24 protein-coding genes are annotated in these 25,222 nt (G+C 46.6%); 16 read left to right on the forward strand and 8 right to left on the reverse strand.

The features are described from left to right. Nucleotides 1-210: 210 nt before the first annotated feature. Both MY523_RS21490 and MY523_RS21495 read right to left on the reverse strand, forming a co-directional pair. On the reverse strand, nucleotides 211-1,890 hold the full coding sequence (locus tag MY523_RS21490; protein ID WP_250656713.1) for an acyl-CoA dehydrogenase family protein: 1,680 nt from the start codon (nucleotides 1,888-1,890) through the stop codon (nucleotides 211-213). Next, a complete protein-coding gene (locus tag MY523_RS21495; RefSeq protein ID WP_250656714.1) occupies nucleotides 1,887-2,639 on the reverse strand; it encodes a TetR/AcrR family transcriptional regulator in 753 nt (250 codons plus the stop codon). Before MY523_RS21495 ends, MY523_RS21490 begins: the two co-directional genes overlap by 4 nt. Nucleotides 2,640-2,782: 143 nt before the next feature. Here MY523_RS21495 and MY523_RS21500 point away from each other — a divergent pair, with 143 nt between their 5' ends. From MY523_RS21500 to MY523_RS21565, 14 genes are all read left to right on the forward strand, one after another. After that, a complete protein-coding gene (locus MY523_RS21500; protein ID WP_250656715.1) occupies nucleotides 2,783-3,358 on the forward strand; it encodes a TetR/AcrR family transcriptional regulator in 576 nt (191 codons plus the stop codon). Nucleotides 3,359-3,395: 37 nt separating this feature from the next. Continuing rightward, nucleotides 3,396-4,256 carry a peroxiredoxin family protein gene (locus MY523_RS21505; protein ID WP_250656716.1) on the forward strand — a complete coding sequence of 287 codons (861 nt, stop codon included), beginning with the start codon at nucleotides 3,396-3,398 and terminating at the stop codon, nucleotides 4,254-4,256. Nucleotides 4,257-4,340: 84 nt separating this feature from the next. Next, nucleotides 4,341-6,542 carry a tRNA(Met) cytidine acetyltransferase TmcA gene (locus MY523_RS21510; RefSeq protein WP_250656717.1) on the forward strand — a complete coding sequence of 734 codons (2,202 nt, stop codon included), beginning with the start codon at nucleotides 4,341-4,343 and terminating at the stop codon, nucleotides 6,540-6,542. Nucleotides 6,543-6,670: 128 nt separating this feature from the next. Then, nucleotides 6,671-6,988 (forward strand): hypothetical protein, encoded by a 318-nt coding sequence (locus MY523_RS21515; RefSeq protein WP_250656718.1) that lies wholly within the window; start codon nucleotides 6,671-6,673, stop codon nucleotides 6,986-6,988. Nucleotides 6,989-7,015: 27 nt separating this feature from the next. After that, nucleotides 7,016-7,618 (forward strand): DUF1415 domain-containing protein, encoded by a 603-nt coding sequence (locus tag MY523_RS21520; RefSeq protein WP_250656719.1) that lies wholly within the window; start codon nucleotides 7,016-7,018, stop codon nucleotides 7,616-7,618. A gap of 219 nt (nucleotides 7,619-7,837) precedes the next feature. Then, complete coding sequence (locus MY523_RS21525; RefSeq protein WP_250656720.1) at nucleotides 7,838-8,335, forward strand: DUF2059 domain-containing protein; 498 nt, start codon at nucleotides 7,838-7,840, stop codon at nucleotides 8,333-8,335. A gap of 308 nt (nucleotides 8,336-8,643) precedes the next feature. Continuing rightward, nucleotides 8,644-8,859, forward strand: coding sequence for a hypothetical protein (locus MY523_RS21530; protein WP_250656721.1), 216 nt, complete (start codon nucleotides 8,644-8,646; stop codon nucleotides 8,857-8,859). A 208-nt stretch (nucleotides 8,860-9,067) separates the two neighbouring features. Continuing rightward, complete coding sequence (locus tag MY523_RS21535; protein ID WP_250656722.1) at nucleotides 9,068-10,150, forward strand: lipase secretion chaperone; 1,083 nt, start codon at nucleotides 9,068-9,070, stop codon at nucleotides 10,148-10,150. Between the two features lie 139 nt (nucleotides 10,151-10,289). Beyond that, nucleotides 10,290-11,099 (forward strand): DUF3592 domain-containing protein, encoded by an 810-nt coding sequence (locus tag MY523_RS21540; RefSeq protein WP_250656723.1) that lies wholly within the window; start codon nucleotides 10,290-10,292, stop codon nucleotides 11,097-11,099. Between the two features lie 254 nt (nucleotides 11,100-11,353). Next, the gene (gene hemB, locus MY523_RS21545) at nucleotides 11,354-12,328 is read left to right on the forward strand and encodes a porphobilinogen synthase (protein ID WP_250658863.1); all 975 of its coding nucleotides are present in this window, start codon (nucleotides 11,354-11,356) and stop codon (nucleotides 12,326-12,328) included. A gap of 72 nt (nucleotides 12,329-12,400) precedes the next feature. After that, a complete protein-coding gene (ppk1, locus tag MY523_RS21550) occupies nucleotides 12,401-14,548 on the forward strand; it encodes a polyphosphate kinase 1 (RefSeq protein ID WP_250656724.1) in 2,148 nt (715 codons plus the stop codon). Between the two features lie 54 nt (nucleotides 14,549-14,602). Then, nucleotides 14,603-15,667 carry an AI-2E family transporter gene (locus MY523_RS21555; protein ID WP_250656725.1) on the forward strand — a complete coding sequence of 355 codons (1,065 nt, stop codon included), beginning with the start codon at nucleotides 14,603-14,605 and terminating at the stop codon, nucleotides 15,665-15,667. 24 nt (nucleotides 15,668-15,691) lie between these two features. Next, nucleotides 15,692-16,048 (forward strand): hypothetical protein, encoded by a 357-nt coding sequence (locus tag MY523_RS21560; protein WP_250656726.1) that lies wholly within the window; start codon nucleotides 15,692-15,694, stop codon nucleotides 16,046-16,048. Between the two features lie 107 nt (nucleotides 16,049-16,155). Further along, nucleotides 16,156-17,451, forward strand: a complete 1,296-nt coding sequence (locus tag MY523_RS21565; protein WP_250656727.1) for a DUF945 family protein — start codon at nucleotides 16,156-16,158, stop codon at nucleotides 17,449-17,451. 108 nt (nucleotides 17,452-17,559) lie between these two features. On the opposite strand, the gene MY523_RS21570 is transcribed toward MY523_RS21565, so the two are convergent. The 5 genes from MY523_RS21570 to MY523_RS21590 all read right to left on the reverse strand — a co-directional run bounded on the left by MY523_RS21570 (nucleotide 17,560) and on the right by MY523_RS21590 (nucleotide 22,199). Then, nucleotides 17,560-18,108, reverse strand: a complete 549-nt coding sequence (locus MY523_RS21570; RefSeq protein WP_250656728.1) for a hypothetical protein — start codon at nucleotides 18,106-18,108, stop codon at nucleotides 17,560-17,562. Nucleotides 18,109-18,273: 165 nt separating this feature from the next. After that, complete coding sequence (locus MY523_RS21575; protein WP_250656729.1) at nucleotides 18,274-19,740, reverse strand: gamma-glutamyltransferase; 1,467 nt, start codon at nucleotides 19,738-19,740, stop codon at nucleotides 18,274-18,276. A gap of 38 nt (nucleotides 19,741-19,778) precedes the next feature. Then, on the reverse strand, nucleotides 19,779-20,024 hold the full coding sequence (locus tag MY523_RS21580; RefSeq protein ID WP_250656730.1) for a YfhL family 4Fe-4S dicluster ferredoxin: 246 nt from the start codon (nucleotides 20,022-20,024) through the stop codon (nucleotides 19,779-19,781). Nucleotides 20,025-20,109: 85 nt separating this feature from the next. Continuing rightward, complete coding sequence (coaD, locus tag MY523_RS21585; RefSeq protein WP_250656731.1) at nucleotides 20,110-20,589, reverse strand: pantetheine-phosphate adenylyltransferase; 480 nt, start codon at nucleotides 20,587-20,589, stop codon at nucleotides 20,110-20,112. Nucleotides 20,590-20,753: 164 nt separating this feature from the next. Then, on the reverse strand, nucleotides 20,754-22,199 hold the full coding sequence (locus MY523_RS21590) for a coniferyl aldehyde dehydrogenase (protein WP_250656732.1): 1,446 nt from the start codon (nucleotides 22,197-22,199) through the stop codon (nucleotides 20,754-20,756). 338 nt (nucleotides 22,200-22,537) lie between these two features. On the opposite strand from MY523_RS21590, the gene MY523_RS21595 reads away from it, so the two are divergent. Next, the gene (locus tag MY523_RS21595; RefSeq protein ID WP_250656733.1) at nucleotides 22,538-23,194 is read left to right on the forward strand and encodes a TetR/AcrR family transcriptional regulator; all 657 of its coding nucleotides are present in this window, start codon (nucleotides 22,538-22,540) and stop codon (nucleotides 23,192-23,194) included. A gap of 208 nt (nucleotides 23,195-23,402) precedes the next feature. Here the strand turns inward: MY523_RS21595 and yihA are convergent, their stop codons facing one another. After that, nucleotides 23,403-24,059 (reverse strand): ribosome biogenesis GTP-binding protein YihA/YsxC, encoded by a 657-nt coding sequence (gene yihA, locus MY523_RS21600; protein WP_250656734.1) that lies wholly within the window; start codon nucleotides 24,057-24,059, stop codon nucleotides 23,403-23,405. Nucleotides 24,060-24,484: 425 nt separating this feature from the next. On the opposite strand from yihA, the gene MY523_RS21605 reads away from it, so the two are divergent. Further along, nucleotides 24,485-25,090: a c-type cytochrome gene (locus MY523_RS21605; RefSeq protein ID WP_250656735.1), complete on the forward strand. Its 606-nt coding sequence runs from the start codon at nucleotides 24,485-24,487 to the stop codon at nucleotides 25,088-25,090. Nucleotides 25,091-25,222: the final 132 nt, after the last annotated feature.

The raw sequence follows: 25,222 nt of genomic DNA on the forward strand, positions 1-25,222 counted from the left end.
TTAGCCTTTTACTGGTTTGTTGGCGTTTGATTGGTTGTGATCTGGGCAGGAGAAGCTCAACCGTATTCGTATAAGAGCATCCTAATGATCAGTGCAATGCTTTCAAGTTAAATAAACGTTAGATTGGGGGCTGGCGTAAAAAGTCACAGATTAAGCGCCCGAAGGCGCTCTTGTATCGCGGTCGATTTATACTAATGTCGTGCCGTTTGTTTAGCAGCCAACATTGGGTCTTGCTCTGTCAATGATCGCGGCGCAATCTCCGCTTAATGGCATCGTACCAATGTTGTGGCCGCCGTTGCTGGTCAGGCGGGATGCGCAAAAAAGATCGCTAACCGCTGAGGGGGCGTTACGCACCAGTAATGAACCTTGTATGGCTAGGGCTAAACGATCAACAATGTTTCGAGCGCGGTACTCTATATTACTCAGGTCGGTAAACGCTTGTTTAAGATTCAGCACGTAATTATCAAGGGTACTGTTGGCTCCTTTTGACCGGTCTATTTCATCAAAAAATGCTTCAACTGCAGCGGGCGCTTTTGACATCACGCGCAGTACGTCCAGGCACTGCACGTTTCCACTCCCTTCCCAAATGGCATTGACGGGGGACTCTCGAAACATTCTGGGGAAGATACTGTTTTCCATCACACCGCTGCCCCCGATACACTCCATTGCTTCATAGGCATGGTTAGGGGTGCGCTTGCAGATCCAGTATTTGCCAACCGCTGTGCCCAGGCGCATGAGCAGTTGTTCAGACTCATCATGCTGATTATCCAGTGCACGCGCCATGCGCATGGTAAACGCAAGTGACCCTTCCTGCTCAAGCGCTAAGTCGGCGAGTACATTTTGCATTAGCGGCTGCTGGTCCAGTTTGGCCCCGAATGCGCTACGGTAATGACAGTGATGGGTAGCGTGAGCAACGGCAAGTCGCTGGCCAGACGATGACCCCATCATGCAATCAAAACGGGTCAGTGACACCATTTCGATAATGGTTCTGACGCCTTGTCCTTCTTCTCCGACCATCCAGCCTAATGCGCCACGCAGTTCGGTTTCACTGGATGCGTTGGCGACATTACCCATTTTATCTTTCAATCGCAGTACTTGAAGCGGGTTTTTACTGCCATCTTCGTTCCAGCGGGGAACTAAAAAACAAGACAGCCCGTTTGGGGCCTGAGCAAGAACCAGAAATGCATCGCACATAGGGGCAGACACAAAGTACTTATGCCCGACCAGTTCGTAGAGCTGACCACCCCCTGGCTGGCCAACCGGGTAAGCTTTGGTCGAGTTGGCTCTTACGTCAGAGCCTCCCTGTTTCTCTGTCATCGCCATACCTATCGTGACGCCCTGTTTAAGAGAGACTGGCTGGTTTGACTCATCATACTGGCGAGAAGTGATGAGTGGCTCCCAAATTTTGGCTAAGTCAGGTTGTCGCCTGAGTGATGGGATCGACGCAAAGGTCATGGTAATTGGACAGCCGTGGGCAGCCTCTATTTGTGATTGGAGGTAGCATTTTGCGCTTCTGGCAACATGCGCGCCCGGCTTAGGGTTTGTCCAGGGGGATGAGTGGAGGCCGTTTTCAATTGAGCTTTTCATTAGCTGATGATAAGCCGGGTGAAATTTTACCTCGTCAACCCTGTGTCCAAAGCGGTTATGGGTGTGAAGCACCGGTTTGTTCTCGTTTGCCTGGAACCCGAGCTCGATATATTTTGCCTCACCCACTTTTTGCCCGAATGCCGATATTTCATCTATGGCCCAGCCCGCACCTTCTCTCTCCACCGCTTCTTTTAGCGCGATGTCCTGCTCGAAAAGGTTTATATTCTCAAGTTCAGGCGGCTGGTTTTCGACGGTGTGAGTGTTGGCGAAGTAGCGATTTGGATCTGTTGAATGTGTTTTCATGAGGAGTATTCCTGGCCTGTCACTGCTTGAACGCAGAATCGTGAAATTGAATTGATTAGGGCATCTTTGTCGATAACGACATCTTTATTGGTTGTTTGTGAGTGTGCGCACGCTGGCGCGTGTTGTTGGGAGTTATGCAGTTTTATTCTGCCGGGCGGAGAGAGAGGCCCGACCAACGACTCTGCCATCACACCAACCAATGCCGCTGCTGTTATGGATGGGTTTTGTTTGGGGAGTTCACCTGATTGAATACCTTCGTCGATTAACTGCTCAAACAGCTCTGCGTAGGCTTGCCGATAGGTTAGCCGATCAGCGTCAACAACCGGGTCAACGGGCTCGGCAATGAGTGCCCATGCAAGCTGGGGGGCTTTCAAGGCCCGTTTTGAAAAACAGTTAACCGCCGCTATAAGGCGTTTGCTGACGGTGTCATCCAAATTGATTGCTTCAGCAACTTTGCTTACTTCAATGTCTGTTGCGGTGCGAAACACTTCGGAAAACAGTTCGGACTTGGATGGGAAGTGCCGGTAAACCGTGCCTGTTGCTACGTTTGCATCTTGTGCAATTGCACTGACCGTGGCTTCGCGAAAACCGCCCTTCAAAACAAGGTTGCGGGTTGATAATAAAATTTTGTTTCTGATTTCCGCTTTTTTTGTTTTTGTTTTAACTGTTTCACGGTAAGCCATTCGTTCTGTCTCATTCGCCGTTATCAATAGTTTGAATTTATATTCATAATTTAATAAGTGAATCATTGTTCACACTATTGAGTCAAGGTGCTAGATGTATTTTAGTATTGGAATGATCGTTCCCTTATGATCTAATTGCAGGTATTGGAATGATTGTTCCAAAATATCCGTTACTTTATTTGGATGCTGGCTAACACGAGCAGGTGAATATGCGACCTCGAACATTTAACAAACAGAAAGCGCTGGCCGATGTGACCCAGTTGTTCTGGCAGCAAGGTTACGAAGGAACATCAGTCCAACAAATACTCGATTGTATGGGGTTAAACAGGAGCAGCATGTATTCGGCATATGGCGACAAACGGACGCTTTTTTTGCTGGCGCTGGAGCAGTTCTCGGAACTGGGGCGCATGGCGTGCCAGCCTTTGTTGCAGATAGCAGACCCCAAGATTGCGATAACTCAGTTTTATCAGCTGGTTTTGTTTTCGCTGTCAGATGAGCAGCGGCGAAGAGGGTGCATGTTGGTTAATACAGTACTGGAGCAGTCCGGGCTGGATGACGAACTGGCATCTGCCGCTGCAAATAAACTGCAGGAGATAGAGTTGGCGTTTCAAACCTGTTTCGAGTCTGCAAAAGCCAGTGGTTATCTGGGGCCTGAATCAGACACTAAAGCGCTGGCGGCATTTTTTATGACGCTGACGAAAGGGTTACGCGTTGCTGCGAGGGAAGGGCGCGATGAAGCCGAGATGCATCAAATGATCAAACTGTCACTGGCTGTTTTGGGTTAGCAAAAACAATCACTTTTAGTCATCAGGATAACAAACTATGAATAACTTGCTTAAATCTGTGTTTATTTCCAGCTATGTTACTTTGCTGGTCGTGGCGACCATTCACTCAGTAGTGGGCTTGTGGGAGTTGGGCATCAATAGTGGATGGACTGGCGTGGCGGTTGCTGTTTGGCCGATGATGTTCTTTTTTGTCAGACTTTTTCTGGCTGATGTTGTTCGTACCAGCCCAAATCTAATTGCGTTTCAGGCCTTGAGCGGCGTTGGTGCGCTGCTTGCTGTTGTTTTAGGCTGGGGAGGGGCGTCCTTTATTTGGCAGCTAGTGTATGCATTGGGTGTGGGGGTAATGGGTATCGGCGTTTATGTTTACTGGTATTCGCGCTTCCAGCGCAGTGAGGCTGAATTTCTAAAACCGGGAGAAGCGTTGCCCGGATTTCAGCTGGAAGACGAATCGGGAAACACGGTTTTATCAGAGTCCTTGCTGGGCCAACCTGCACTATTAATTTTTTATCGTGGCAATTGGTGTCCTTTGTGTATGGCACAGATTAAAGAAGTCGCGGGTCAGTATCAGGCGCTGGCTGAATTGGGAGCCACTGTCGCGTTGATTAGCCCTCAGCCCCATGAAAATACCCGAGGGTTAGCCGAGAAATTCAATGTACCTTTTAAGTTTTTAGTTGATAAAAATAATCATGCTGCAAAAATACTGGGTATTAGCGCTGAAAATGGTACCCCTAAAGGGATGGAGGTGCTGGGATATGACAGTGATACGGTTATGCCCACGGTGCTGATTACCGACAAGAAAGGCACTATAATATTCGCAGATTTGACCGATAACTACCGTGTTCGCCCCGAGCCGGAAACGTTTATAAATGTGCTGAAAGCGCACGGTATTGCGTCGTGAAGGTGGGCTCTACAGCCAACCCCAAAAAGCGTTGCATGGAGAGGGGAGACCAGCCCCTTGAAGTAATAACATCGAGTAAAAACTTTGGATAACGAGCACTACCTGGCTGCGGTCATCGCGTTAAAACAGCAAGCGGAGCTTGCGAGACAAAGACGGTTGCTGGTTCTATCCGGTGACAGGGCTTGGGCGGTAGACTTGGCTCTGTTGATTATCAAACAATTAGGGGGTGGTTCTGCCCTCTGGCTGACTGATGAGCTGAAGTCCGGTCATGATACTCAAGCGCTTGATATCGATGTTACCCCCGCTAAAAAAGCCATACGCCACTTAGGTAGCGAGCGAAAACTCATTGTTATGGACGCCTATGCGGGTTTTCACCCTGACGGTTTTGGTGCCATCAGTGGCACGTTGCAGTCAGGAGGGTTGTTTATTCTATTAGCACCAAACTTGAACCAATGGTCTGCCTATGATGACCCAGACTATGATCGTGTTACCTCTCCGCCTTTTTGTCGCTCCGAACTAGACCATCGATTTATTGCCCGTGTTGCGAATGCGATCTGCGCCTCAGAGCATGCTCTGACCGTGAATCAAGGGCAGCCTGTCACCTGTGATTCTGTGACTATTGCTCAGGCTGAACCGCGCTCTGAACGTTTGCAGTTTGATGGCTGTTTGACGTTAGACCAAAAGCATGCGGTCACTGCTGTTTGCAAGGTGGTGACGGGGCATCGCCGAAGGCCATTGGTGATAACTTCTGACCGAGGAAGGGGCAAAAGCGCAGCGCTAGGGATAGCAGCGGCTAAACTGATAGGGCAAGGGCTGACCCGTATTATCCTGACAGCGCCCTTTATTGACTCTGTAGAAAGCGCTTTCTTGATGCTGCAGAAGCAATTTCCGGCGGGTAAGCGTCATGGATCCAAATTCTCCAGCAAAGGGGATGCTGTTAATGAGGTTACTTTTGTCGCACCTGATGAGTTGATATCGGCGTCGCCTGATGCAGATTTGGTGTTGGTTGATGAGGCTGCTGCGATTCCTGCTCCAATGTTAGAGGCGTTGTTGAAGCGTTATTCCAGGATTGTCTACGCGTCGACTATTCATGGCTACGAGGGGACTGGAAGAGGGTTTGCTGTTCGTTTCATCAAAGTGCTGGATCAGCTAACGCCTCAATGGCAGTCTCTGCATCTTAAGTCGCCTATCCGTTGGGCGGAAGGTGACCCTCTTGAGCAGCTTGTTTTTCACTCCCTGCTATTAAATGCCTCGCCCTCAGAGCCTGAAGAGGGAAAATCTCTTGAGCCTGATTCTGTTGTTTGCCGGTGGCTTGAACAGGAGGCGCTGGCGCAGGATGAAGCGCTGCTTAACCAAATCTTTGGTCTGCTGGTTTTGGCGCATTATCGCACAAGTCCTGAAGACTTAAGAATGCTGCTAGACGGCCCTTCACTGCGTATTGCGGCCCTGTTTGATGGTGCCTGTGTTGTGGCTGTGGTGCTGGTGGCTCGCGAAGGTGGCCTGGACAGGGCGACGGGGGATATGATTTGGCAGGGGCGTCGCCGGCCAAGAGGGCATTTAATACCTCAATCACTATCGAGCTTTAGCGGCTTTCATGAGGCGACAAACCTTATAGGCCACCGGGTGATGCGTATAGCGGTTCACCCCAAACTGCACCGCTTTGGTCTGGGGCGGCGACTGCTTCATGAAGTATTCAAGTATGCCCGTAATGATGAGGCGGACTATATCGGAGCCAGTTTTGGTGCCACTTCTGATCTGCTGGATTTCTGGTTGAGTGCTGGCTTTTCAGTATTGCGGCTCGGGTTTCAGCGAGATGCGGCCAGTGGAACGCATTCGGTGATTGTGATGAACCCCGTTTCCAGTGCGGCTGAGGCGCTACGCAAAGAGGCACAGCAGCGTTTTACCGAGCAGTTTATTTATGACTTGAGTGGCAGCTTTAGAGGGCTTGACGTCGGCATTATACAGCGGCTGTTGCATTCCAATTTTCAGTTAGAATACACCCTGAGTAAAAGAGATATTGATGACTTGACGGTGTTTTCTGAGCATCAGCGGATGTATGAAAGTTGCAGTTTTGCGGTGTTTAAGCTTGTAATGAACGCGCTTATACATGGTTCTGCTGGCGTTCTTGATGCTGAAGAAGCACCTATTCTTGTCCGGCGAGTGGTTCAGAAAAATAACCCCGATGAGATAGTATCCGAGTGCTCGCTAACGGGGAAAAAAGAGCTGGGTGAACGGCTTCGGAGGGCTGTTCGGGCATTGTTACTCTGGTATAAGCAAAAATGCTAATTAACAGAAGATAACAAATAAAAACTACCACCTCTTCTTCTTTTCATGTTTCATAACCTGAGTCAAGGTAAGTTGGCCACCGCTTCGTATAATGCTCCAGAGTGGTCTTTATTAAGGTAGTAGATTAAATGATTCAAGAAAATATCGTTGATAAACCCCAGAAACAGACGGTGTGGCTGGTTGCGTCGATTGTCCCCGCATTTTTTATGGTTTTCGGCACACTGATTACCTTTACATCCTACATTCAGCTCTGGGGCGGAAGTACCCAGGCGTCAACTGTTCTCGGTGTATTTTTTGCCGAAATTACCTTGGTTATTACTGCGTTTGGTTTGTTGGCTTATTTAAAAACCGACCACAAAACCCAAATGGTCAAAAACATTGCCCGGCTCAACTGGTGTATAGTCGCATACGCAGTGATAGCAGGCCTTTACCTGTTTCTTGCATAAATATCATAACTCTTTTGGTAACTCGGAATGACAGCCGCTATGCTCTCTGATGAGCAAGTTATTGAGCATACAAAAGCTTGGGTCTCATCTGTGGTTGTGGGTGACAACTTCTGCCCGTTTGCCAGAAAGGAAGTGGACAACGATACTGTTCGTTATTGCGTGGCTCGTTGCATGAACGAGGGATCTGTCGGGCAGGAAGAGTCAGCGCTGGAAAACGGGCTGATGGCACTGATAGCTGAGTGCATAAAGTTGGATGATGACGCGGAAATCGAAACCACGATTGTGATTTATCCCTCCGGCTTCTCTGATTTTCAGGGCTTTCTCTCGCTCACTGAAATAGCGAATAGTCTATTGGCTGCAAATGGATATGAAGGCATCTATCAACTTGCCAGTTTTCACCCTGAGTACTGCTTTGCTGATTCAATAGGCGACGACCCTGCCAATTATACCAACCGATCTCCCTACCCGGCGCTTCACCTGATTCGTGAAGAGAGCATTGAGCGAGCGCTTGAGGGTATCAGTAACCCCGAGCGCATCCCAGAGCGAAATGTGCGTTATGCACGAGAAAAAGGTTTGCAGCGAATGCGAGAAAAGCTGCTTGCATGCTCGATCCAGCAGCCTGCGCCTTAAGTTTTCGCTATCACCACGGCCCTTTTTTAGTTCATTCGATATTTTTCACAACTTAGTGAGCAGGCTTGCAGTTCAGATTGAGTGATCGATAGAGTCATCATGCGTTGCCAATGTGCGTCCGAAATTAATATTCGTTAATCTCTCTGGATAAATGAGTTTGAATTGTGGAATCATACAAATGAGCTATTTCGGCGTAATCCAACACTCATATGGGAGTACATGATGTACAAAAAACTGGCAATGATCGCGTTACTACTGGTTGCCTCAGTGGCAAGCGCAGATGAAGCGAAACAGAGAGCTTTGGCTGAAGAGATGCTTAAAGCGTCACAAGCAGATGCAGTATTAGAGAATATGTCAAAACAGGTTAATGCAATGTTTGCTCAGACGGTTAAGCAAATGAATGTACCGGAAGAGAGGCAGGCAGAGGCTGAAAAGTATCAGCAGCGGCTGAATAAAATACTGGAAGAAGAGATGTCGTGGAACAAGCTAAAGGGCCAGTTTATTGATGTTTACGTAGATGTTTTCTCAGAAGAAGAGTTGAAGGAGCTGGTTGATTTTTACAATTCTCCTGTCGGCAAAAAGCTAATCTCAAAGATGCCTCGGCTTATGCAAAAGTCAATGGGGCTCGCTCAGCAGCAGATGCAAACCATCATTCCGAAAATCAAGGCGCTTTCTCAAGAAATGCAGGCTGAGCTATACCAGCAACCCCAAGGCTAACAGTGAACATGTGGGCAGAGCGTCAAAATCAAACAGTTGTTTAAAAATAAATGACAAAAAAGTCAGCTATTACAGTGTTTTATATTGAATAGTTCGCCGCCCACTTTATATAATGCCCCCAACAGGCTGTTAAGTATCATAAATTTGACACAAAAAGATACAAAAAAATACAAACAAGTTGTCCGTTTTTTGTGGCGCAGGCGTTAAGGTGAGCTATAAATACAATAAATTTTATAGCTAAAACGTCTTTATATGGCAGCTATGTTTAGTAGTGGTTTAATAATAAGATCGATAGTTGGGGTATGCATATGTTTGAAACAGAAGTAGAAACTAATACTAAAACAAAAAAGAAAGATGATGCAGAGGCGTTGTCTTTAGCAGATCGTGCTCAGGTTCGCTCTCAGTTAATGAGCGATGTTGAAGCGTTCTTAAATAGCGGCGGTCAGGTAACCCAAGTAGATAACAATGTGCGCGCTGATCCTCCGCGCAAGCCATCAATGAGTTATGGCTCTGCGCCTATCTAGCAAGCAATGAAAAAATTCTAAAGCAGGTATTGTTCTGCTTTCGTTCTTTTGTCTTTCTATTCCCATAGAATTGACTCCTCAGGGTGCGACATGCACCCTTTTTTAGTTCTGAAATATTCTTTATAGTCATTATCCTGGTACGAACGTTCATATTGGCGTCGTTTTCTTTATATATGTTTGATGGATAAAAATAAAAAATAGGTTACTCATGAACTACTTGAAATGGACTCTTCCTGTTCTGATTATTGCTTCTATTGCTGCCTATTTGTGGCAGGGTGGTGATCCGGCGTCTGACGTTGCGGCAATGCCTAACAGCCTTGACCAATCTCCCTCTAACTCTTCGGCTAGGAAATTTTCTGCTGCGAAAGTGAAAGAGAATGCAGGGAATGCCTCTATGGTGGCAGAGAGGCTGCTACAGGAAGCCAACAAAATAGACGTATCGAATACCGACTTGCCAAGCTCGTTGCGGGGAACAGAGGTTGACGGCGGGTTTAGAGTTGATGACGAGGGGAACCTTATTGTTGAGATCGGCATTAAACGGTATTTCGATTATTTTATGGCAACAGTTGGCGAAGAATCTCTCGCTGAAATCACTGCCCGGATCCACCGTTCGATCTCGACCCAGCTACAAGAGCCTGCAAGATCGCAGGCACTTGCCATCCTGCAGGATTACCTCTCCTACAAAACTGCGCTGTATGAACTCGAACAACAGTATGGGGAGTTCAACCCGATGTCATTCAGCGAGTCTCAAATCCCCCAGTTAACGGAACGGTTGGATGCGATGTTTAATGCTCGTCGAGCACATATGAGTGACAGTGTTGTAGAGGCATTTTTTGCAGAGGAAGAGGCGATTGATCGTTATACCCTGGAAAGGCTTACTGTAATGCATAATAGTGGGCTTTCGGAGGCAGAAAAAGCGAATAAAATGGCACAGTTGGAACAGATGTTGCCGGAGCACGTTAGAGAACAACGGGCTGAGGCAACTCAGTATCAACGTTATGCAGCCGAAGAAGCCAGGCTTAAAAATAACAACGCATCGCCCGCTGAAATTCATCAGCTGAGGGCTCAAGAGTTTGGAGAAGAGGGGGCTGCAAGGCTTGCGGCGCTGGACGAAAAACGTGCGGCTTGGGACCAACGTTTACAGCAATATCGTGCGGAGAAGCAGCAGCTGGAAAAATCAGGTCTCAGTGAACAGGATTTGGGGCCGCAGATTAACGAGCTGCGTGCTCGTCACTTTTCAGAGGTTGAAATTCGTCGAGTTAAAGCGCTGGATCGTATTGCGGATAGCTAAAATAGTGCGTTCTGGTTGACACTTTTGCTGAGTGTTTCGTCACAGAATGTTGTATGAGTCGAAGACCTTATTTATACTCTTGGCCCATAACAATATGAAGTCAATGCTGCCTGGCAGCATCAGCAACAAGGATGAAACAATGGACGTTTTTATACTTGCTATGGGCTTAACCCTGCTGGCTGCAGGGTGGTTTCTCACCAGGGACTATGTGCGGTTTCTGTCTAGTGGCTACACGGTTAGAGGGGCTGTCGTTTCGATGCAGCATGCGTTTCTGCATCGCTATTCTGGTCTGCAACAACGTTTAGCTTCACCAAGTCTTAATCTCTATGCCTCACAATTGAGCGCTCACAGAAGCAGCCAGTATGGCATTTATCCGGTTGTTCAATACTTTTCTAATGGTGAGCCTGTTCGTTTCACTATGATCGACTGTGAAAAGCCAGGGCAATATCATGTTGGTGAAACCCTTGAGTTGAGGTTTAGCCGCTCAAGACGACACCACAACCGGGTTGGACGCCCGACTATGATGTTGATTCTGATGCTGACTGCACTTATTTCCGGGCTGATGGCTGGAGCAATGTTCTCGGAGGTTGGGCTGTCGTTTGCCCATATCTGCTTCGCTTCGCTGATACTTACGTTTTGTTTGTTTATTATTGGCGCGTACTATCGCTGTCAGGATGACTGCTGCCAAGAGCAGGACAAAAGGGGCCGTAATGGCAGAGCCAGATTGCTAATCTCTGAGCCATCGTCTTTTAGTCACTGGTCATCAATGGTCGATGATGTGCGCCAGCGACGCCGAATATTAGGTTTTCAGTTATGCGGTGTAGGCTGTTTTGTATGCGGTTTGGTTGTGGTGGTGGCTGCATTCCTTTTTGACATCACTTATGCCAGCTATGGGCAGCACTTACAACTGACGAATAGCCAGCCCGAAAGCCTGGCAATCAACTATTAGTATCGGGCTGGTAGTATCGGGCTGGGCCAATTCTGTTTGTTAGCCGCTGAGCATTATTGGCCGCAATAGTGATTTATTTTTTCCTATCACGTATGCTTCGGATAACCTTCGATAAAGGCTTGCTTGCCGCATATCAATGATGGCTTGTTCGCTCGTTTGCTATGCTCACATATTATCCTCTCACATAGTGATTAATTAGAATTCTGGAGAAATCAGTGTCTCAAGGTAATCAACGACAGTTTCCTGCAACGCGTATGCGCCGAATGCGTTTTGACGGTTTTTCTCGCCGTCTGATGCAAGAAAATAAACTCAGTGTAGATGATCTAATCTACCCGGTTTTTGTGCTTGATGGCGAGAACCAGCGCGAAGCTGTTCCTTCAATGCCTGGAGTTGAGCGGCTGAGCATAGACCTGCTGTTAAAAGAGGCAGAGGAGCTTGTGGCGTTGGGTATCCCGGCCGTTGCGTTGTTTCCTGTGACGCCGCTTGAGGCCAAGTCTCTTGATGCAAAGGAGGCGTGGAATCCTCAGGGTATTGCACAGCGAGCCGTACGGGCATTGAAAGCACAGTTTCCTGAATTAGGCGTGATAACAGATGTGGCGCTTGACCCCTTTACGACCCATGGGCAAGACGGCATTATTGATGATAGCGGCTATGTTTTGAATGATGAAACGGTAGAGGCACTGAAAAAACAGGCGCTATCCCATGCCGAGGCAGGGGCTGACATCGTTGCGCCTTCTGACATGATGGATGGCAGGATAGGCGAAATCAGAGCTGTTTTGGAAGAAAATCAGCACATCAACACGCGAATTCTGTCCTATGCTGCCAAATACGCGTCGGCCTACTATGGGCCGTTCAGGGATGCAGTCGGTTCTTCTGCAAATCTCGGTAAAGGTAACAAAAACAGCTATCAGATGGATCCTGCCAATACTGATGAAGCAATTCATGAGGTTGCGCTTGATCTAAAGGAAGGGGCTGACATGGTGATGGTCAAGCCGGGCATGCCTTATTTGGATATTGTTCGCAGAGTCAAATCTGAGCTGCAGGTGCCCACGTTTGTTTATCAGGTGAGTGGTGAATATGCAATGCATGTGGCTGCTGCTGAAAATGGCTGGCTGGATCTTGATGCGGTAATGATGGAGTCGCTATTGTGTATTAAGCGTGCGGGCGCTGATGGCATCCTAACTTATTTTGCTAAACGAGCTGCGCAGAAGCTAAAAGCAGACGCGTAAAGTATGCGCTGTATCTGTTAGCTAGAATCATTAAGCTAGAACAAGCACTCTCTGGAAAGGACTTGAACGGACATGACTGACGCTAAAGCGAATAAAAAATCTGATAATAGTAAGCAGATGCCTGCGATTGTTAATGCAGCAGATGCATCAGCAGAAATAGATCTAAACTCGCATGATTATTATATTAATAGGGAGCTCAGTCATCTCCAGTTTAACTATCGAGTGCTAAAACAGGCGATTGATAACAACCACCCCCTACTCAACAGGATGATGTTCTGCTGCATCTTCAGCAGCAACATGGATGAGTTTTTTGAAATCCGAGTGGCGGGCCTTAAGCATCAAATTAAGTATGGAAGGGAAACCGTTGGCCCTGATGGATTAACGCCAGAGCAGATACTAACTGAAATAGATACGATTGCTCATGAGGTGGTTGAAGAGCAGTACCGAATACTGAATGAAGTGCTAATTCCAGAACTTCAAGAGCAAAACATTCGCTTTTTGCGCCGTAGCGAGTGGAATGACCGACAAGCTGAGTGGGTGGCAAATTACTTTGAAGCCGAGATTCTGCCTGTTATCAACCCTATCGGGCTTGACCCTTCGCACCCCTTTCCTCGTTTGGTTAACAAGAGTCTGAACTTTATTGTGCAACTTGATGGCCAAGATGCCTTTGGGCGGGAAACCGGGATGGCGATAGTGCCCGCGCCGCGCTCGTTGCCGCGCCTGGTGCGATTCCCCGATGATGTGTGTGATGGTGGGGACAACCTGGTGTTTTTGTCTTCGATGATTCACGAGCATGCCGATAAGCTGTTTCCAGGAATGGATGTTAAAGGCTGTTACCAGTTTCGTCTTACACGAAATGCCGACTTGGTTTTAGCTCATGACGATATGGAAGACTTGGCTTCTGCCCTTCGAGGTGAGTTGCTGAGCCGCCGGTTTGGTGATGCGGTACGGCTAGAGGTTGCAGATAACTGCCCTCAAGAGCTGGTGCAGTTTTTGTTGGATGAGTTTGGGTTGTCGGAGCGAGAGCTATACCGGGTTCGCGGCCCGGTAAACCTTATACGGATGATGAATCTAGAGAAGTTGATCAGCCGCAATGACCTGTCATACCCTCGTTTTACACCGGGGCTTCCGAAACCTCTTAACAGCAAACAGGATATTTTCGCTGCCATCCGCCAAAAAGATATTCTATTGTTACACCCTTATCAGAGTTTTACTCCGGTGGTTGATTTGCTGCGACAGTCAGCCAAAGACCCTAGCGTGGTGGCGATTAAGCAGACGCTGTATAGAACCGGAGCTGAGTCAGAGATTGTTGCGGCGCTTGTTGATGCAGCCCGTCGTGGCAAGGAAGTAACTGCGGTGATTGAGTTACGCGCACGCTTCGATGAAGCAGAAAACCTGGAGCTTGCCAGCCGACTGCAAGAGGCCGGTGTTGTCGTGGTTTATGGTGTGGTTGGCTATAAGACTCATGCGAAGATGATCTTAATCGTACGGCGAGAAGAAGGTGGTTTTAAGCGTTATGTTCATCTGGGCACCGGGAACTACCACGCTGGAAATGCGAGGCTTTATACCGACTATAGTTTTATGAGTGCTGATGAAGCGCTGGTTAAAGATGTGCATAAGATTTTCCAGCAGTTAACCGGAATGGGTAAAGCGCTAAAAATAAAGAAGCTTTTCCATGCTCCCTTTACTCTGCACAGCAAGATGATTGAGTTAATTGAGCGAGAAGCGCAGCATGCTGCAGAAGGGAAAAGTGCCTACATCCTTATAAAAATTAATTCGTTGACCGACCCGAAAGTGATGAAGGCGCTTTTTAAGGCTTCTCAGGCGGGAGTAAAGATTGATTTGATCGTTCGTGGAACCTGCTGCTTGCGGCCAGGAATTCCTGGTGTTTCAGAAAACATCACGGTTCGCTCGGTGATTGGGCGTTTTCTAGAGCATACACGGGTTCATTACTTTGAAAATAACGGTCGACCCGTTGTGTATGGCTCCAGTGCTGACTGGATGGTAAGAAACCTGGTGCACCGTGTGGAAACCTGCTTTCCGGTAGAAGACAAAAAGCTGGCGGAGCGAGTTAAGGAAGAGTTGGGCTACTACCTTCAGGATAATTGCCTCAGCTGGCTATTGCAGGCTGATGGGGAATATATCTTGAACCATCCGGCTGAAGGGGAAGAGCGCTTTAGCGTGCAACAAAAATTACTAGAAACGCTTTCTGCGGTTTAATATAGTAGCGCTTCAATATTCGCCATAACCCTGTTAACTAGGGACGGAAATACTATGCAGGATCACACAGGGTTCTCAGGCGCATCGCGCACAATCATCATATTAGCGGCTTTTGTCATTGTCGTGGCAGGGATAAAAACCGCTGAATCCTTGATGGTCACGTTTTTACTCTCAGGCTTTTTTGCCATTATCTGTGCCCCCCCCTTTATGTTTATGCTACGCAAGGGCGTGCCAGACTGGATATCGTTGTTTATTGTTGTTGTTGGCATTACAGCGATGCAGTTTCTATTTATTACCATTATTGCATCCTCTGTTTCAGACTTCTCAAGAGAGCTTCCTTTGTATCAGGAACGGCTGCATCAATTGTTTATTAATTTCACCGGGACACTGGAAGGGTGGGGGGTCGATGTGCCAGAGAGCGTCATAAAGCAACATTTTGACCCCGGTGTTATTCTGAAAATTGCTGCAAATACGCTGGGAAGTCTCGGTGGTGTGCTGTCTAATTCCTTTATGATCATCCTTACAGTTATTTTCATGCTGTTTGAAGGCTCCAGTTTGCCGAATAAATTGCATGCCGCTTTTGGTGAGGACAGCATGCATATGGCGCATATCTCTCGCTTTCTTAATGATGTAAAAAGCTATATGACGATTAAATCAATCATTAGCTTGATGACAGGGCTCGTTATTTACATATGGCTGTTGGTGGTTGGCGTCGATTATGCCTTGCTATGGGGCGTTGTGGCCTTTCTGTTCAACTTCGTGCCGAATATTGGCTCAATTATTGCGGCTGTTCCCGCTGTGCTGCTTGCATTAATCCAGCTGGGGCCTCTCTCCGCAGCGCTAGCAGGCGCAGGGTTTTTATTTGCAAATATAATTATGGGGAATGTTATCGAACCTCGTTATATGGGCAAAGGGCTCGGTCTATCAACGCTTATTGTATTTTTGTCTCTGGTATTCTGGGGGTGGATAATGGGGCCTGTTGGGATGCTGCTGTCAGTGCCTTTAACGATGTTGATGAAAATTGCATTTGAAAGCAGTGAAGAGACAAAGTGGCTGGCAATTATTATGGGGCCTGATATCAAAGACTCTGAAATCAAACAGCACTATGAACCTAAATAGCACGTTTATTGGGAGGGAAGAGCAATGCGATTCAAATTGGTGAGAAAAGAAACAGCGCGGAGTCGAGCAGGCCATCTACTCATTACACTGGTTGCTATGCTGAGCGTCGCGCCAGGTGTTTTTGCGACGCCCGTATATATTAATGAGCACTTTAATGGTTTGGATGTTTCTGCCGAGTCGAGCCTGGTAGGCCAGCAAGCCATGGCGTTTGTTGAGAATGGTGAAGCGCAGGCAATTCAATGCACTGTGACATTTAGGAATGGGCCAGAACTGCCTGTAAAAAGGCGAGAAACAATTAAGCCGGGAGTGAAAAAGGTTTTTGAAGCAGCGATGAAACGTACAATTGTTAAGCTAACAATTGATGTTGAATGCAATAAATAAGTAAGCGGTTACTTACCTTTAAACAACAAGGATAAATGCCTTAGCTGTATTTATGGCGTGTCAGGTTACGTATACTTGAGCGCACGATTAAACGATGGAGTATATAGATGAATAAATTGGTTGGTGTTGGGCTTGCGGGTCTGGGAGTGGTTGCGTTAGGTGGGCCATATGTGAGTGGTACTCAGGCTGAGAGTCAGTATCATCAAGCAATCCAGGCGCTTAACAATCAGGCGGGTGTTACGGTTATCAGTGAAGAGTATGATAGAGGATACTTTGCTGCTGACTCCATTACCCTGATACAGCTTGATCGAACTGAGTTTGATGAGGAGCTACCTAAGGAAATCCGTTTCAAAACTCACTATTCCCATGGTGTATATTCAGTTAATGCGGTCTCTCATCTAATTTTTGACGAAGAAACTACCGCAGAACTTGAAAAATTATTAGGTGATAAGCCCCCGGTTGAAGTCATTACAACTGTCAATTTATTTGGTGATGCCTCAGTGGTCGCCAAGACGCCTGAAGTGGATTATAGCGACGACGAAAGCGGTGATAAGGTTTCTATTTCAGCACTTGAAATGATCGTAGACATTCCATCCAGCCTCGAACAGGTAACGGCAAGTATTGATTGGCCAGGCATGAATCTGTCAGGAGAGAGCGGTGAAGAAATAAAAGTCGGCCAATTCTCAATGACGCAGACAGGGAGTCAGCTGACTGACTATCTCTGGGCAAGCGATATGACCATGACCTTGGATTCGATTACAGGGCTGGAGAGTGGTCAGCGGTTTGATCTCAAAAAACTAGAGATGAGCTCTGTGACGGAGCAGTCTTCGGAAGGCCGGGTTGACTCTGGGTTTGAAATGTCTATTGATAGCGTTAAGTTAAATGAAGATGAATTTAAGAATCATAAACTGGTCTTTAGTTTGAAAAATCTGGCAATGATTGAGTTCGACGCATTAATGGAGACATTCGACAAACTTGAAGAAACTTCACAGATTGGCGACCCTCAGCAACAGGCGATGGCGCAAATGGAGCAGTTTGCACGAGTGGGTCAGGATGTTACCGCGCTGCTTAACAAAGGCCTGGAGATTGATGTCTCTGAACTCTTTGTTAATACACCTAAAGGTGATGTGAAAGGCCTGCTTCATATTGAACAGCCAGAGTCAAAAGAAGTCAGTAATGCAGGTCCGGGGGCCCTGTTGAAGACAACTAAGGGGAACTTGTCGTTGTCTATTCCTGCTCAGTTATTAGAGCAAGGCGGACCTGAAATGCAGCAGCAGTTACAAGCATTGCTTAGTCAAAACCTCATTGTAAAAGATGGTGAGCGCTATAAAACCGAAGCAACGCTTGAGAATATGATGATGAATATAAATGGTACTGAAATGCCCTTGCCCCCTCTAATGTAGGCAATAGGTAGGAGCATAGAACAAAAAAAAAGCGGAGTTTGTGTTAGCGACTCCGCTTTTTTATAAGTTATTGCTTCTAATGGCTTTTATATGGCTTGGTTATGGCCGTTAAAAGTCCGGTTCCATCAAAACTTCACCCGTTTGCAACCGTTTTAGTTCCCGCTCTCTTTGTTGGCTCATTGAAATGGCCTTATTCATCTGTTCGGTATAGAGTTCCAGCCAGGTTCGTGACCCGGGCACCATATGGGCTAAATCATACATCCCTGATTTCATTGACTTTATGTACTCTTGATAACTCTTTTCTTGCTGCAACAAAATACGCTGAAACGTGGGGGCACTACTATTGTTAAGTAGGCCTTTCAAATCCTCATAAGCTTCTTCCGTACTGTCAATAAGGTTTTGCTGTGCTGCGACTTGCTCTTTAAGTGCTGTTAGCTCCTGTTGAACTTTTATAAATGCTTCTTGTTCTACCAATGAACTATCTTCGCCCATGCTGGAGATAATCATGGTGGTAAGCGTGACTGAAATCGCGACGATGAGCGTGAGCGCTAATATCAGCAGCACTACCTTGTTGGCAGTAACGCTTTTTTCTAGCATTGAAATCCGCTGCTCTTCCGATAGCTCTTCATGCTCGTCGGCTCTATCTTTTTCCATCATCTAACTCTCGCTCCGGTTTTGATTCAGTCTACGTTAACTTTATTGTCTTGGTTACAGTGTAGACAAGAATAAAGGGTTTTAAAAATAAAGGGATAGGAGGTGTAGTTTGGGATGTTCTTAAGAAGTCAGGCTTACTGTTTAATTCAAAGAACAACGGCGCTTGAGTTAACGAACAATAGCCTGACCAATGCCTGCCGAATCAGAAATGGCTTTGATGATCCCTTTTGTTTTGTCTAAATAAATAACCTGCATGTCGCTATGATACTGTTCTTGTAACTGCGCGCTATCAGTCGCGCCTGACTTAATTTGGCCAGAGGGCCACTCTTCTACAGGTCTATTGTCTACGAAGTCCAAAATAGTTAACAACAGGCTGGCTGCGGTGTGTTTTCCGCTTGATGTGCTAATAATAGCGAGTGAGCCTGGTGCTTCTATAAGGGTTGGCGTCATATATGACATCGGCCTTTCATTCAGCTCTGGTTTATTGCTGTTATTTGCCGATGTATTGGGGTTATCTGCAAAGCTAGCCATGCTATTGTTGAGAAGCACGCCGGTGGACGATGATATGAAGGCCGAACCAAAAGGCATGTTCACGGTTAGAGAGGCGGATACTCTATTTCCGCGCTTATCCAAGACCGAAATTTGAGGTGTAAATGCTTCACTCTGCCCTGCCTCGGGTATGATTTTCGAGCTGGTTTTAAGCTCAGTTTGGTTATTTGGCTGGCTAATAACGCGCATTAGCGCACTTTTTTGCTCCTCCTCTCCTAAGTCGCTACGATCAATGAGCTCAATAGCGCCCAGCTTTCTCTGTAATGATATGCCTTCGCTGGATGGCGGTGGAGCAGTGGTAACGGTAATGTCTTTGTATTGGAAAGAGAGAGGAGCGCGTTCAACGATGGAGTAATCTAACAGGTCCTGCAATGTCCAGACCCCGCCAGCTTGGCTAATGTCAGCAACCATATTTTTTGCGACCTCTCCTGAGTAGAAACCTTTGTGACCTTTTCTACCTAGCTGGGTTAGGGTCTGAGCCAGCTCGGGCTGCTTAATGACATCGCCTCTGCTTGGTGCTCCACCGTTGAATAAGAGTGGAGATGATGGTTGTTGCTTGAGCGCACTCAAACGCTTTGACGCAGCGTCTCGATAGCGTTTGTCTGCTCGGAAGCCCCGCTCTGCAACCCGTATCGCATCGGAAAGATTGGCCGCCAAGGGGCGAAGGCCATACTCATTGGAAATGTGTGCCAGTGCAGCCGGTTGTCCCGGGATTGCAGCGGATAAAAGGGAGGTGTTTTTGTTGGGTGGGTGATTAAAATTCTGGGCCGGTATGAAGTGGCTTGGAGAACGCTCTCTCGCATCAACAAATGTAGTGTTACCGTTTTTGTCCTGTAAGAGCCAAAAACTGCCTCCTCCGAGTCCTGCGCCGTAGGGGGTAACAACTGAAAGTACTGCCGCTGCGGCTACGGCCGCATCAAACGCATTTCCTCCTTGGTCAAGTGCTCGGAAGCCTGCCTGTGTTGCGAGGGGGTGAGATGTTGCAATGGCGGCTTTGCCGAAGGTGGGTTGGTTGCTTGCACAACCAACCATTAGCAGGGATGTAACAAGGGTGGTTATTGTTAGTAATAATCTAGCCTTCATCATTCCAATCCCTGGCTGACAGCATTATTGGTCGTTCAATGTTAACCGGTAAGTTTGTGATACTTTTCCATTAACTCTTCTTCAGTTTCTATCATGTCCGGGTCAACAGGAATGCAATCTACAGGGCAAACCTGCTGGCACTGGGGCTCATCGTAGTGGCCCACGCATTCAGTGCACTTGTTGGGGTCAATTTCATATATCTCTTCCCCTGGTGTGATTGCCTCATTCGGACATTCTGGCTCACAAACGTCGCAGTTAATGCAGTCATCGGTAATAATTAATGCCATTTTGGGTACCTCTTTTACAGCCAACCAACGACAGCGTGGTTGATATCGGCCTTAATAGTATATAGAAAGCGCAAAAATAATTTAACTAGTGTTTAAAGTGCTCGTTTAAAGCCTTAACCACCGCAGGGTTAACAAACTCTGATACATCTCCACCCAGGGCTGAAATCTCACGAATAAGTGTGGACGAAATATACGAAAGGTGGTTGGCGGGTGTTAAGAACACACTTTCGACACCTGGCGCCAGCTTACGGTTCATATCTGCAAGCTGAAATTCGTATTCGAAGTCGGATACAGCCCTGATCCCCCGTAAAATAATATTTGCACCATGTTGCTGGGCAAATTCAGCTAAGAGGTTATTAAAGCCGAGCACTTCAATATTGTTGAGGTGGCTTAGGCTGTCTTGAGCCAGCTTAACTCGTTTTTCAAGCGGTAACAGAGGGCTTTTTTTGGGGCTTTCTGCCACTGCCAGTATTATCTTGTCGAACATTTTTGACGCTCGTTCAACGAGATCTGAGTGACCATTGGTTATGGGGTCGAATGTGCCAGGATAAACAACAATATTCATGAAACTATGGCCAGAGAGTTATTCCGAAATTGGGCGGAATCTTAACCAAATTAAGGCGGCAGTACAAATTCTAAGGGTAAAATATAAACGGCTGTCACGATGACAGCCGTTTAAGGAGGGGGTTGTTGGTTCTTTGGTTAGCCGAACAGTCAGCAAACCAGTAGTTAGCGAATGAACAGCGAGTAGACTGCCTTGTGAAGAACAGAACCGTGTGGAGGGTGTATCACCTTTCCGCTATTGATGCGCTGCTTGGCAAACACACCCTTCGCGTTTGAGAAGGTGCGGAAGCCCTCTTCCCCATGGTAATGGCCCATTCCAGATGTTCCTACGCCACCAAATGGCATGTCATCTTGGGCGACATGCATTAAGGTGTCGTTAATACAAACGCCGCCAGAGTGGGTATGATCAAGTACGTGCTGCTGGGCATTTTTGTCATAACCAAAGTAATAAAGTGCTAACGGGTGAGGACGCTCATTGATGAAACCTATCGCCTCATCGATTTGGTTATACGAAATAATTGGTAAAATGGGGCCGAATATCTCTTCTTGCATCACCAGCATCTTGTCATTTGCATTTAATACCAGGTGAATGGGGAGTTTTCGGGTGCCTTGCTTAAAGTCTTCATTAGCCGGGTTGACTTCAATAATCGTCGCCCCTTTGCTTACGGCGTCATCAAGGTAGTGTTTCAGGCGCTCGCGCTGGCGCTCATCGATAATACTGGTGAAATCATTGTTTTCTTTCAGCGTTGGATACATCGCCTCGAAACGGCTCTTAAATGACTCAACAAACTGCTCAATGCGATCAGAAGGGCAGAGTACGTAGTCTGGTGCAACACATGTTTGCCCCACGTTGAACGACTTACCAAATGCAATACGCTCTGCTGCATCGTTCATCGGTACATCCGCTGATATAATGGCAGGAGATTTTCCACCCAGCTCAAGTGTTACGGGGGTCAGGTTTTCTGCTGCGGCTCTCATTACATGTCGCCCAACAGCGGTTGAGCCGGTGAATAACAAGTGTCCCCACGGCTTTTTTGAGAACTCAACAGCAACATCCGCGTCGCCTGTCGTTACGCTGACGAGGTTTTCAGGAAATATACCTTCGATCACTTCTTTGAACAACTGTGAGGTCTCAGGGGTGTACTCTGACATTTTAATCATTACCCGGTTGCCTGCAGCCAGGGCGCCAGTAAGAGGTCCAACTGCTAAAAACAATGGATAGTTCCATGGCACGATCACGCCTACCACACCCAGAGGTTGGTAGTGCACTTTGTTGGTTGCTGGCTGAAAGAGCAGGCTAACGTGTCGCTTTGATGGTTTCATCCATTTTGAAAGGTTTTTAAGCGCATAGTTGATGCCTTGAATTGCTGGCATCATTTCTGCCAACAGCGTCTCATCTTCCGAGCGGCTGCTGAAGTCTTTATTAATTGCTGCAATGAAGCGATCCTGATTTTTTAACAGAACGCTTTTCAATGTTTTTAGATGATCCTTACGTTGCTCCAGTGTCGGCATCGGGTTTTTTCGAAATGCATTTTGCTGATCATCAAACACTCTATTCAAATGCTGTATGTGTTTTTTGCTTTCAGTAAGTTGAACAACGTTAGTGACCATTATGAGCCTCCAAATTCCAGATGCTGACTGGGTGCGATTTCAAACCATTTTGCCGGTTTGGGTAGTTTGTATTTATATTATTAGAGCATATACTCTAAATAGTCAACTCTTTTTATTCTCGCCATTCTTTTTGCTCATGAGATTATGGGCAGGCAAGGCATGAAAATGTTTCTGTTGATATGTTTTTAGGTCGAGTCTTTTATGATGTATCATTGCCCGCTAGCTTTTTTGCCGCATACACTGGGAAGTTTAAGCACGGTTGGAAGTTTAAGCCCGATTTGGTATGCGGTCATGGAGTTGAATGTTAGTTAAAGGATGGGATACTTGGTTAATCGTTTATGAAAACAAGAGATAAAATAATCTTAGCGAGTCTTGAGCTCTTTAATGACAAAGGGGAGCGTAATGTTACGACTAACCATATTGCTGCCGATTTAAGCATGTCACCCGGTAATCTGTACTATCACTTTCGGAATAAGTCCGACATTATTTATGAGATATTTATTCAGTATGAGTTGCTGGTCGACCATTACTTGCAGATTCCCGAAGACAGGCCCCTCAACCTCAATGATCTGGTGTACTATTTGGAGTCGGTTTTTGACGGGTTGTGGAGCTACCGCTTTTTCCATAGGGATTTAGAGTTTTTGCTGGATAGCGATGAGCGGCTCAGAAAGGATTACCGCGCCTTTACCGTCCGCTGTTTAGATAGTATTAAGAAAATTCTGAAGGGTTTGCAGAAGGGGCTCGACGGCGTTTTAAAGGATTTGGATGATGAGCACATTGAGTCAATGGCGTTAAATGTTTGGCTGGTGGTGACCAATTGGATGGCCTATCTAAAAACGGCGCATGCAGGTGAAGGTACTGTGGCGATAAATAAAGATATGCTTAAGCAGGGGATCTATCAGGTACTGTCGTTTACTGTGCCTTATCTGACGCTGCCTTATGTTGAGGAAATACGAAAGTTACAGGAAAAGTACAGGCCAAACCCTGCTGTTTAATAACGGGTGGCTAAGAATCGTTAGATTTGTTTGGTTACTTATTAATTGAACTTCTTTTCACGTTAAATGTCCCATGTATTAGAGGCGTGTAGCAAAGGAGATCGCCTCTCCTTACGGCCTCTCGTGCTTACTTTATGAGCACGTCGCAACTAAAACCCTAGCGTCATTGCCCTGATGGTTTAGTATATTGATCAGGGCTTTTTTGTGACTACGTTTCACTTTCAACAGGTGTTTCGTTCTCGCTGTTGATGTCTTCCATTAACCACTTGTCCAGCTGGTTTTGAGCATGTTCTACACCTGTTTTCTTGAGGCTGGAAAACAGGATCACGGAAGCCAGATATTCAAAACTTTTCAGTTCCGACTTTATTTTCGCAAGCAGGTTTTTGGCGGCTCCCGAACGAAGTTTGTCGGCTTTCGTAAGTAATATTGATATGGGCAGTTGGCTTGCCTCTGCCCACTCAAGCATCATGGTATCAAAATCGGATAGCGGCTTACGGATATCCATTACCAACACCAAGCCCTTAAGGCTTTCTCTGGCGTGAAGGTATTCATCCATATGCTCCTGCCATTCTGTCTTGACCTCTTTGGATACCTTGGCATACCCGTAACCTGGCAGGTCGACTAAACGGCAACCTGGAACGTTCAGTGTGAAGAAGTTGATAAGTTGCGTTCGCCCGGGTGTTTTACTTGTGCGGGCGAGCTTGGAGTTATTGGTAATGGTATTGATGGCTGATGATTTCCCGGCATTGGATCTGCCGGCGAATGCGACTTCGCTACCGCTATCTGTCGGGCACTGAGTTATAGTGGGTGCGCTAAGTAAAAACCTGGCGCTATTGTACGAGATTCTGGGCTGTTTTTCGCTCATTGATATAGCCAACTCTTGTGGGTAATGCGTTTAAAGAAGGGAACTGACTAACAGAACCTTGCCTGTATCGCGAATCGTTTTGGTATGTGGTGCATTATAGCGATGTTTATTAGTTGCTTCGAGGGCGAGTGATTAATAATGCGGTTTTCCCGCTAACCCTATTTGATGTGAATATTTCGGGAAAAGTATGTAGAGGGTTTAATCAGTTTTTTCATAGTGTATAATGCCGAGTCGTTTTTGCTGACTCGTGCCGGGTAAAACGCTAAAAATGCTTTGCCGTTGGCCGATCAATAACTCAAAAAGCACTAATAACTTTGCGGCAGATCAATTAATAGCGTCCTAGCGCAGGTACTATTGCTGAGTATTTGCCTAGGGCAAGTTTAAGTGTATTAAATTTAAGAAATGATGAGAGAGTGTGGGCTGACATGAAAAAATTTGTAGCAGGTCTTGTTTTGGCCATCGGTTTTACTGGTGTGGCTCAAGCTGAAGGGGATGCGACTGCTGGTCAGCAAAAAACAGCAGTTTGTGCTGGCTGCCATGGTGCAGATGGAAATAGCATGGTGCCTACATTTCCAAAGCTGGCAGGGCAGGGCGAAAAGTACCTTGTTAAGCAAATGAATGATATTAAGTCGGGTAGCCGGCCTGTTCCTGAGATGACTGGTTTGCTTGATAATTTGACTGAGCAAGACCTTCAGGACATTGCGGCGTACTTTGCCGATCAGAAGACCTCTATAGGCCAAGCTAAAGCTGATTTGGTAGAGAAAGGACAATCGATATATCGTGCTGGTAATATGGCGACTGGTTTGGCTGCCTGTACAGCATGTCACGGTCCTCGCGGAGAAGGTAATGGCCCTGCGGCATTCCCTGCCCTTTCTGGTCAATTCTCAGGTTATATTGCCGCGCAGCTGAAGAAGTTCCGCTCTGGAGAGCGAACCAATGATGGTGACGCAAGAATGATGCGAGACATTGCGGCGAAATTAAGCGATGCTGAAATAGACGCTGTTTCAAGTTATGTGAGCGGCTTACACTAAGCTTGATCTCGTAGCTTGCTTAAAAAACCCCTTGTTAAGGGGTTTTTTTATGGCTAAATATTGCGAAATTTTAACTATGGTGAACAGTGATAATGCTAATATACTGATTAGTGTATGAAATAATAACGATTA

The organism is Alkalimarinus coralli (assembly GCF_023650515.1).
GTDB lineage: Bacteria > Pseudomonadota > Gammaproteobacteria > Pseudomonadales > Oleiphilaceae > Alkalimarinus > Alkalimarinus coralli.

Coding starts and splice junctions, on each gene's coding strand:
- MY523_RS21490 (WP_250656713.1), bottom strand. CDS start 1,890: ATGAAAACACATTCAACAGATCCAAATCGCTACTTCGCCAACACTCAC.
- MY523_RS21495 (WP_250656714.1), bottom strand. CDS start 2,639: ATGATTCACTTATTAAATTATGAATATAAATTCAAACTATTGATAACG.
- MY523_RS21500 (WP_250656715.1), top strand. CDS start 2,783: ATGCGACCTCGAACATTTAACAAACAGAAAGCGCTGGCCGATGTGACC.
- MY523_RS21505 (WP_250656716.1), top strand. CDS start 3,396: ATGAATAACTTGCTTAAATCTGTGTTTATTTCCAGCTATGTTACTTTG.
- MY523_RS21515 (WP_250656718.1), top strand. CDS start 6,671: ATGATTCAAGAAAATATCGTTGATAAACCCCAGAAACAGACGGTGTGG.
- MY523_RS21520 (WP_250656719.1), top strand. CDS start 7,016: ATGACAGCCGCTATGCTCTCTGATGAGCAAGTTATTGAGCATACAAAA.
- MY523_RS21525 (WP_250656720.1), top strand. CDS start 7,838: ATGATGTACAAAAAACTGGCAATGATCGCGTTACTACTGGTTGCCTCA.
- MY523_RS21530 (WP_250656721.1), top strand. CDS start 8,644: ATGTTTGAAACAGAAGTAGAAACTAATACTAAAACAAAAAAGAAAGAT.
- MY523_RS21535 (WP_250656722.1), top strand. CDS start 9,068: ATGAACTACTTGAAATGGACTCTTCCTGTTCTGATTATTGCTTCTATT.
- MY523_RS21540 (WP_250656723.1), top strand. CDS start 10,290: ATGGACGTTTTTATACTTGCTATGGGCTTAACCCTGCTGGCTGCAGGG.
- hemB (WP_250658863.1), top strand. CDS start 11,354: ATGCGCCGAATGCGTTTTGACGGTTTTTCTCGCCGTCTGATGCAAGAA.
- ppk1 (WP_250656724.1), top strand. CDS start 12,401: ATGACTGACGCTAAAGCGAATAAAAAATCTGATAATAGTAAGCAGATG.
- MY523_RS21555 (WP_250656725.1), top strand. CDS start 14,603: ATGCAGGATCACACAGGGTTCTCAGGCGCATCGCGCACAATCATCATA.
- MY523_RS21560 (WP_250656726.1), top strand. CDS start 15,692: ATGCGATTCAAATTGGTGAGAAAAGAAACAGCGCGGAGTCGAGCAGGC.
- MY523_RS21565 (WP_250656727.1), top strand. CDS start 16,156: ATGAATAAATTGGTTGGTGTTGGGCTTGCGGGTCTGGGAGTGGTTGCG.
- MY523_RS21570 (WP_250656728.1), bottom strand. CDS start 18,108: ATGATGGAAAAAGATAGAGCCGACGAGCATGAAGAGCTATCGGAAGAG.
- MY523_RS21575 (WP_250656729.1), bottom strand. CDS start 19,740: ATGATGAAGGCTAGATTATTACTAACAATAACCACCCTTGTTACATCC.
- MY523_RS21580 (WP_250656730.1), bottom strand. CDS start 20,024: ATGGCATTAATTATTACCGATGACTGCATTAACTGCGACGTTTGTGAG.
- coaD (WP_250656731.1), bottom strand. CDS start 20,589: ATGAATATTGTTGTTTATCCTGGCACATTCGACCCCATAACCAATGGT.
- MY523_RS21590 (WP_250656732.1), bottom strand. CDS start 22,199: ATGGTCACTAACGTTGTTCAACTTACTGAAAGCAAAAAACACATACAG.
- MY523_RS21595 (WP_250656733.1), top strand. CDS start 22,538: ATGAAAACAAGAGATAAAATAATCTTAGCGAGTCTTGAGCTCTTTAAT.
- yihA (WP_250656734.1), bottom strand. CDS start 24,059: ATGAGCGAAAAACAGCCCAGAATCTCGTACAATAGCGCCAGGTTTTTA.
- MY523_RS21605 (WP_250656735.1), top strand. CDS start 24,485: ATGAAAAAATTTGTAGCAGGTCTTGTTTTGGCCATCGGTTTTACTGGT.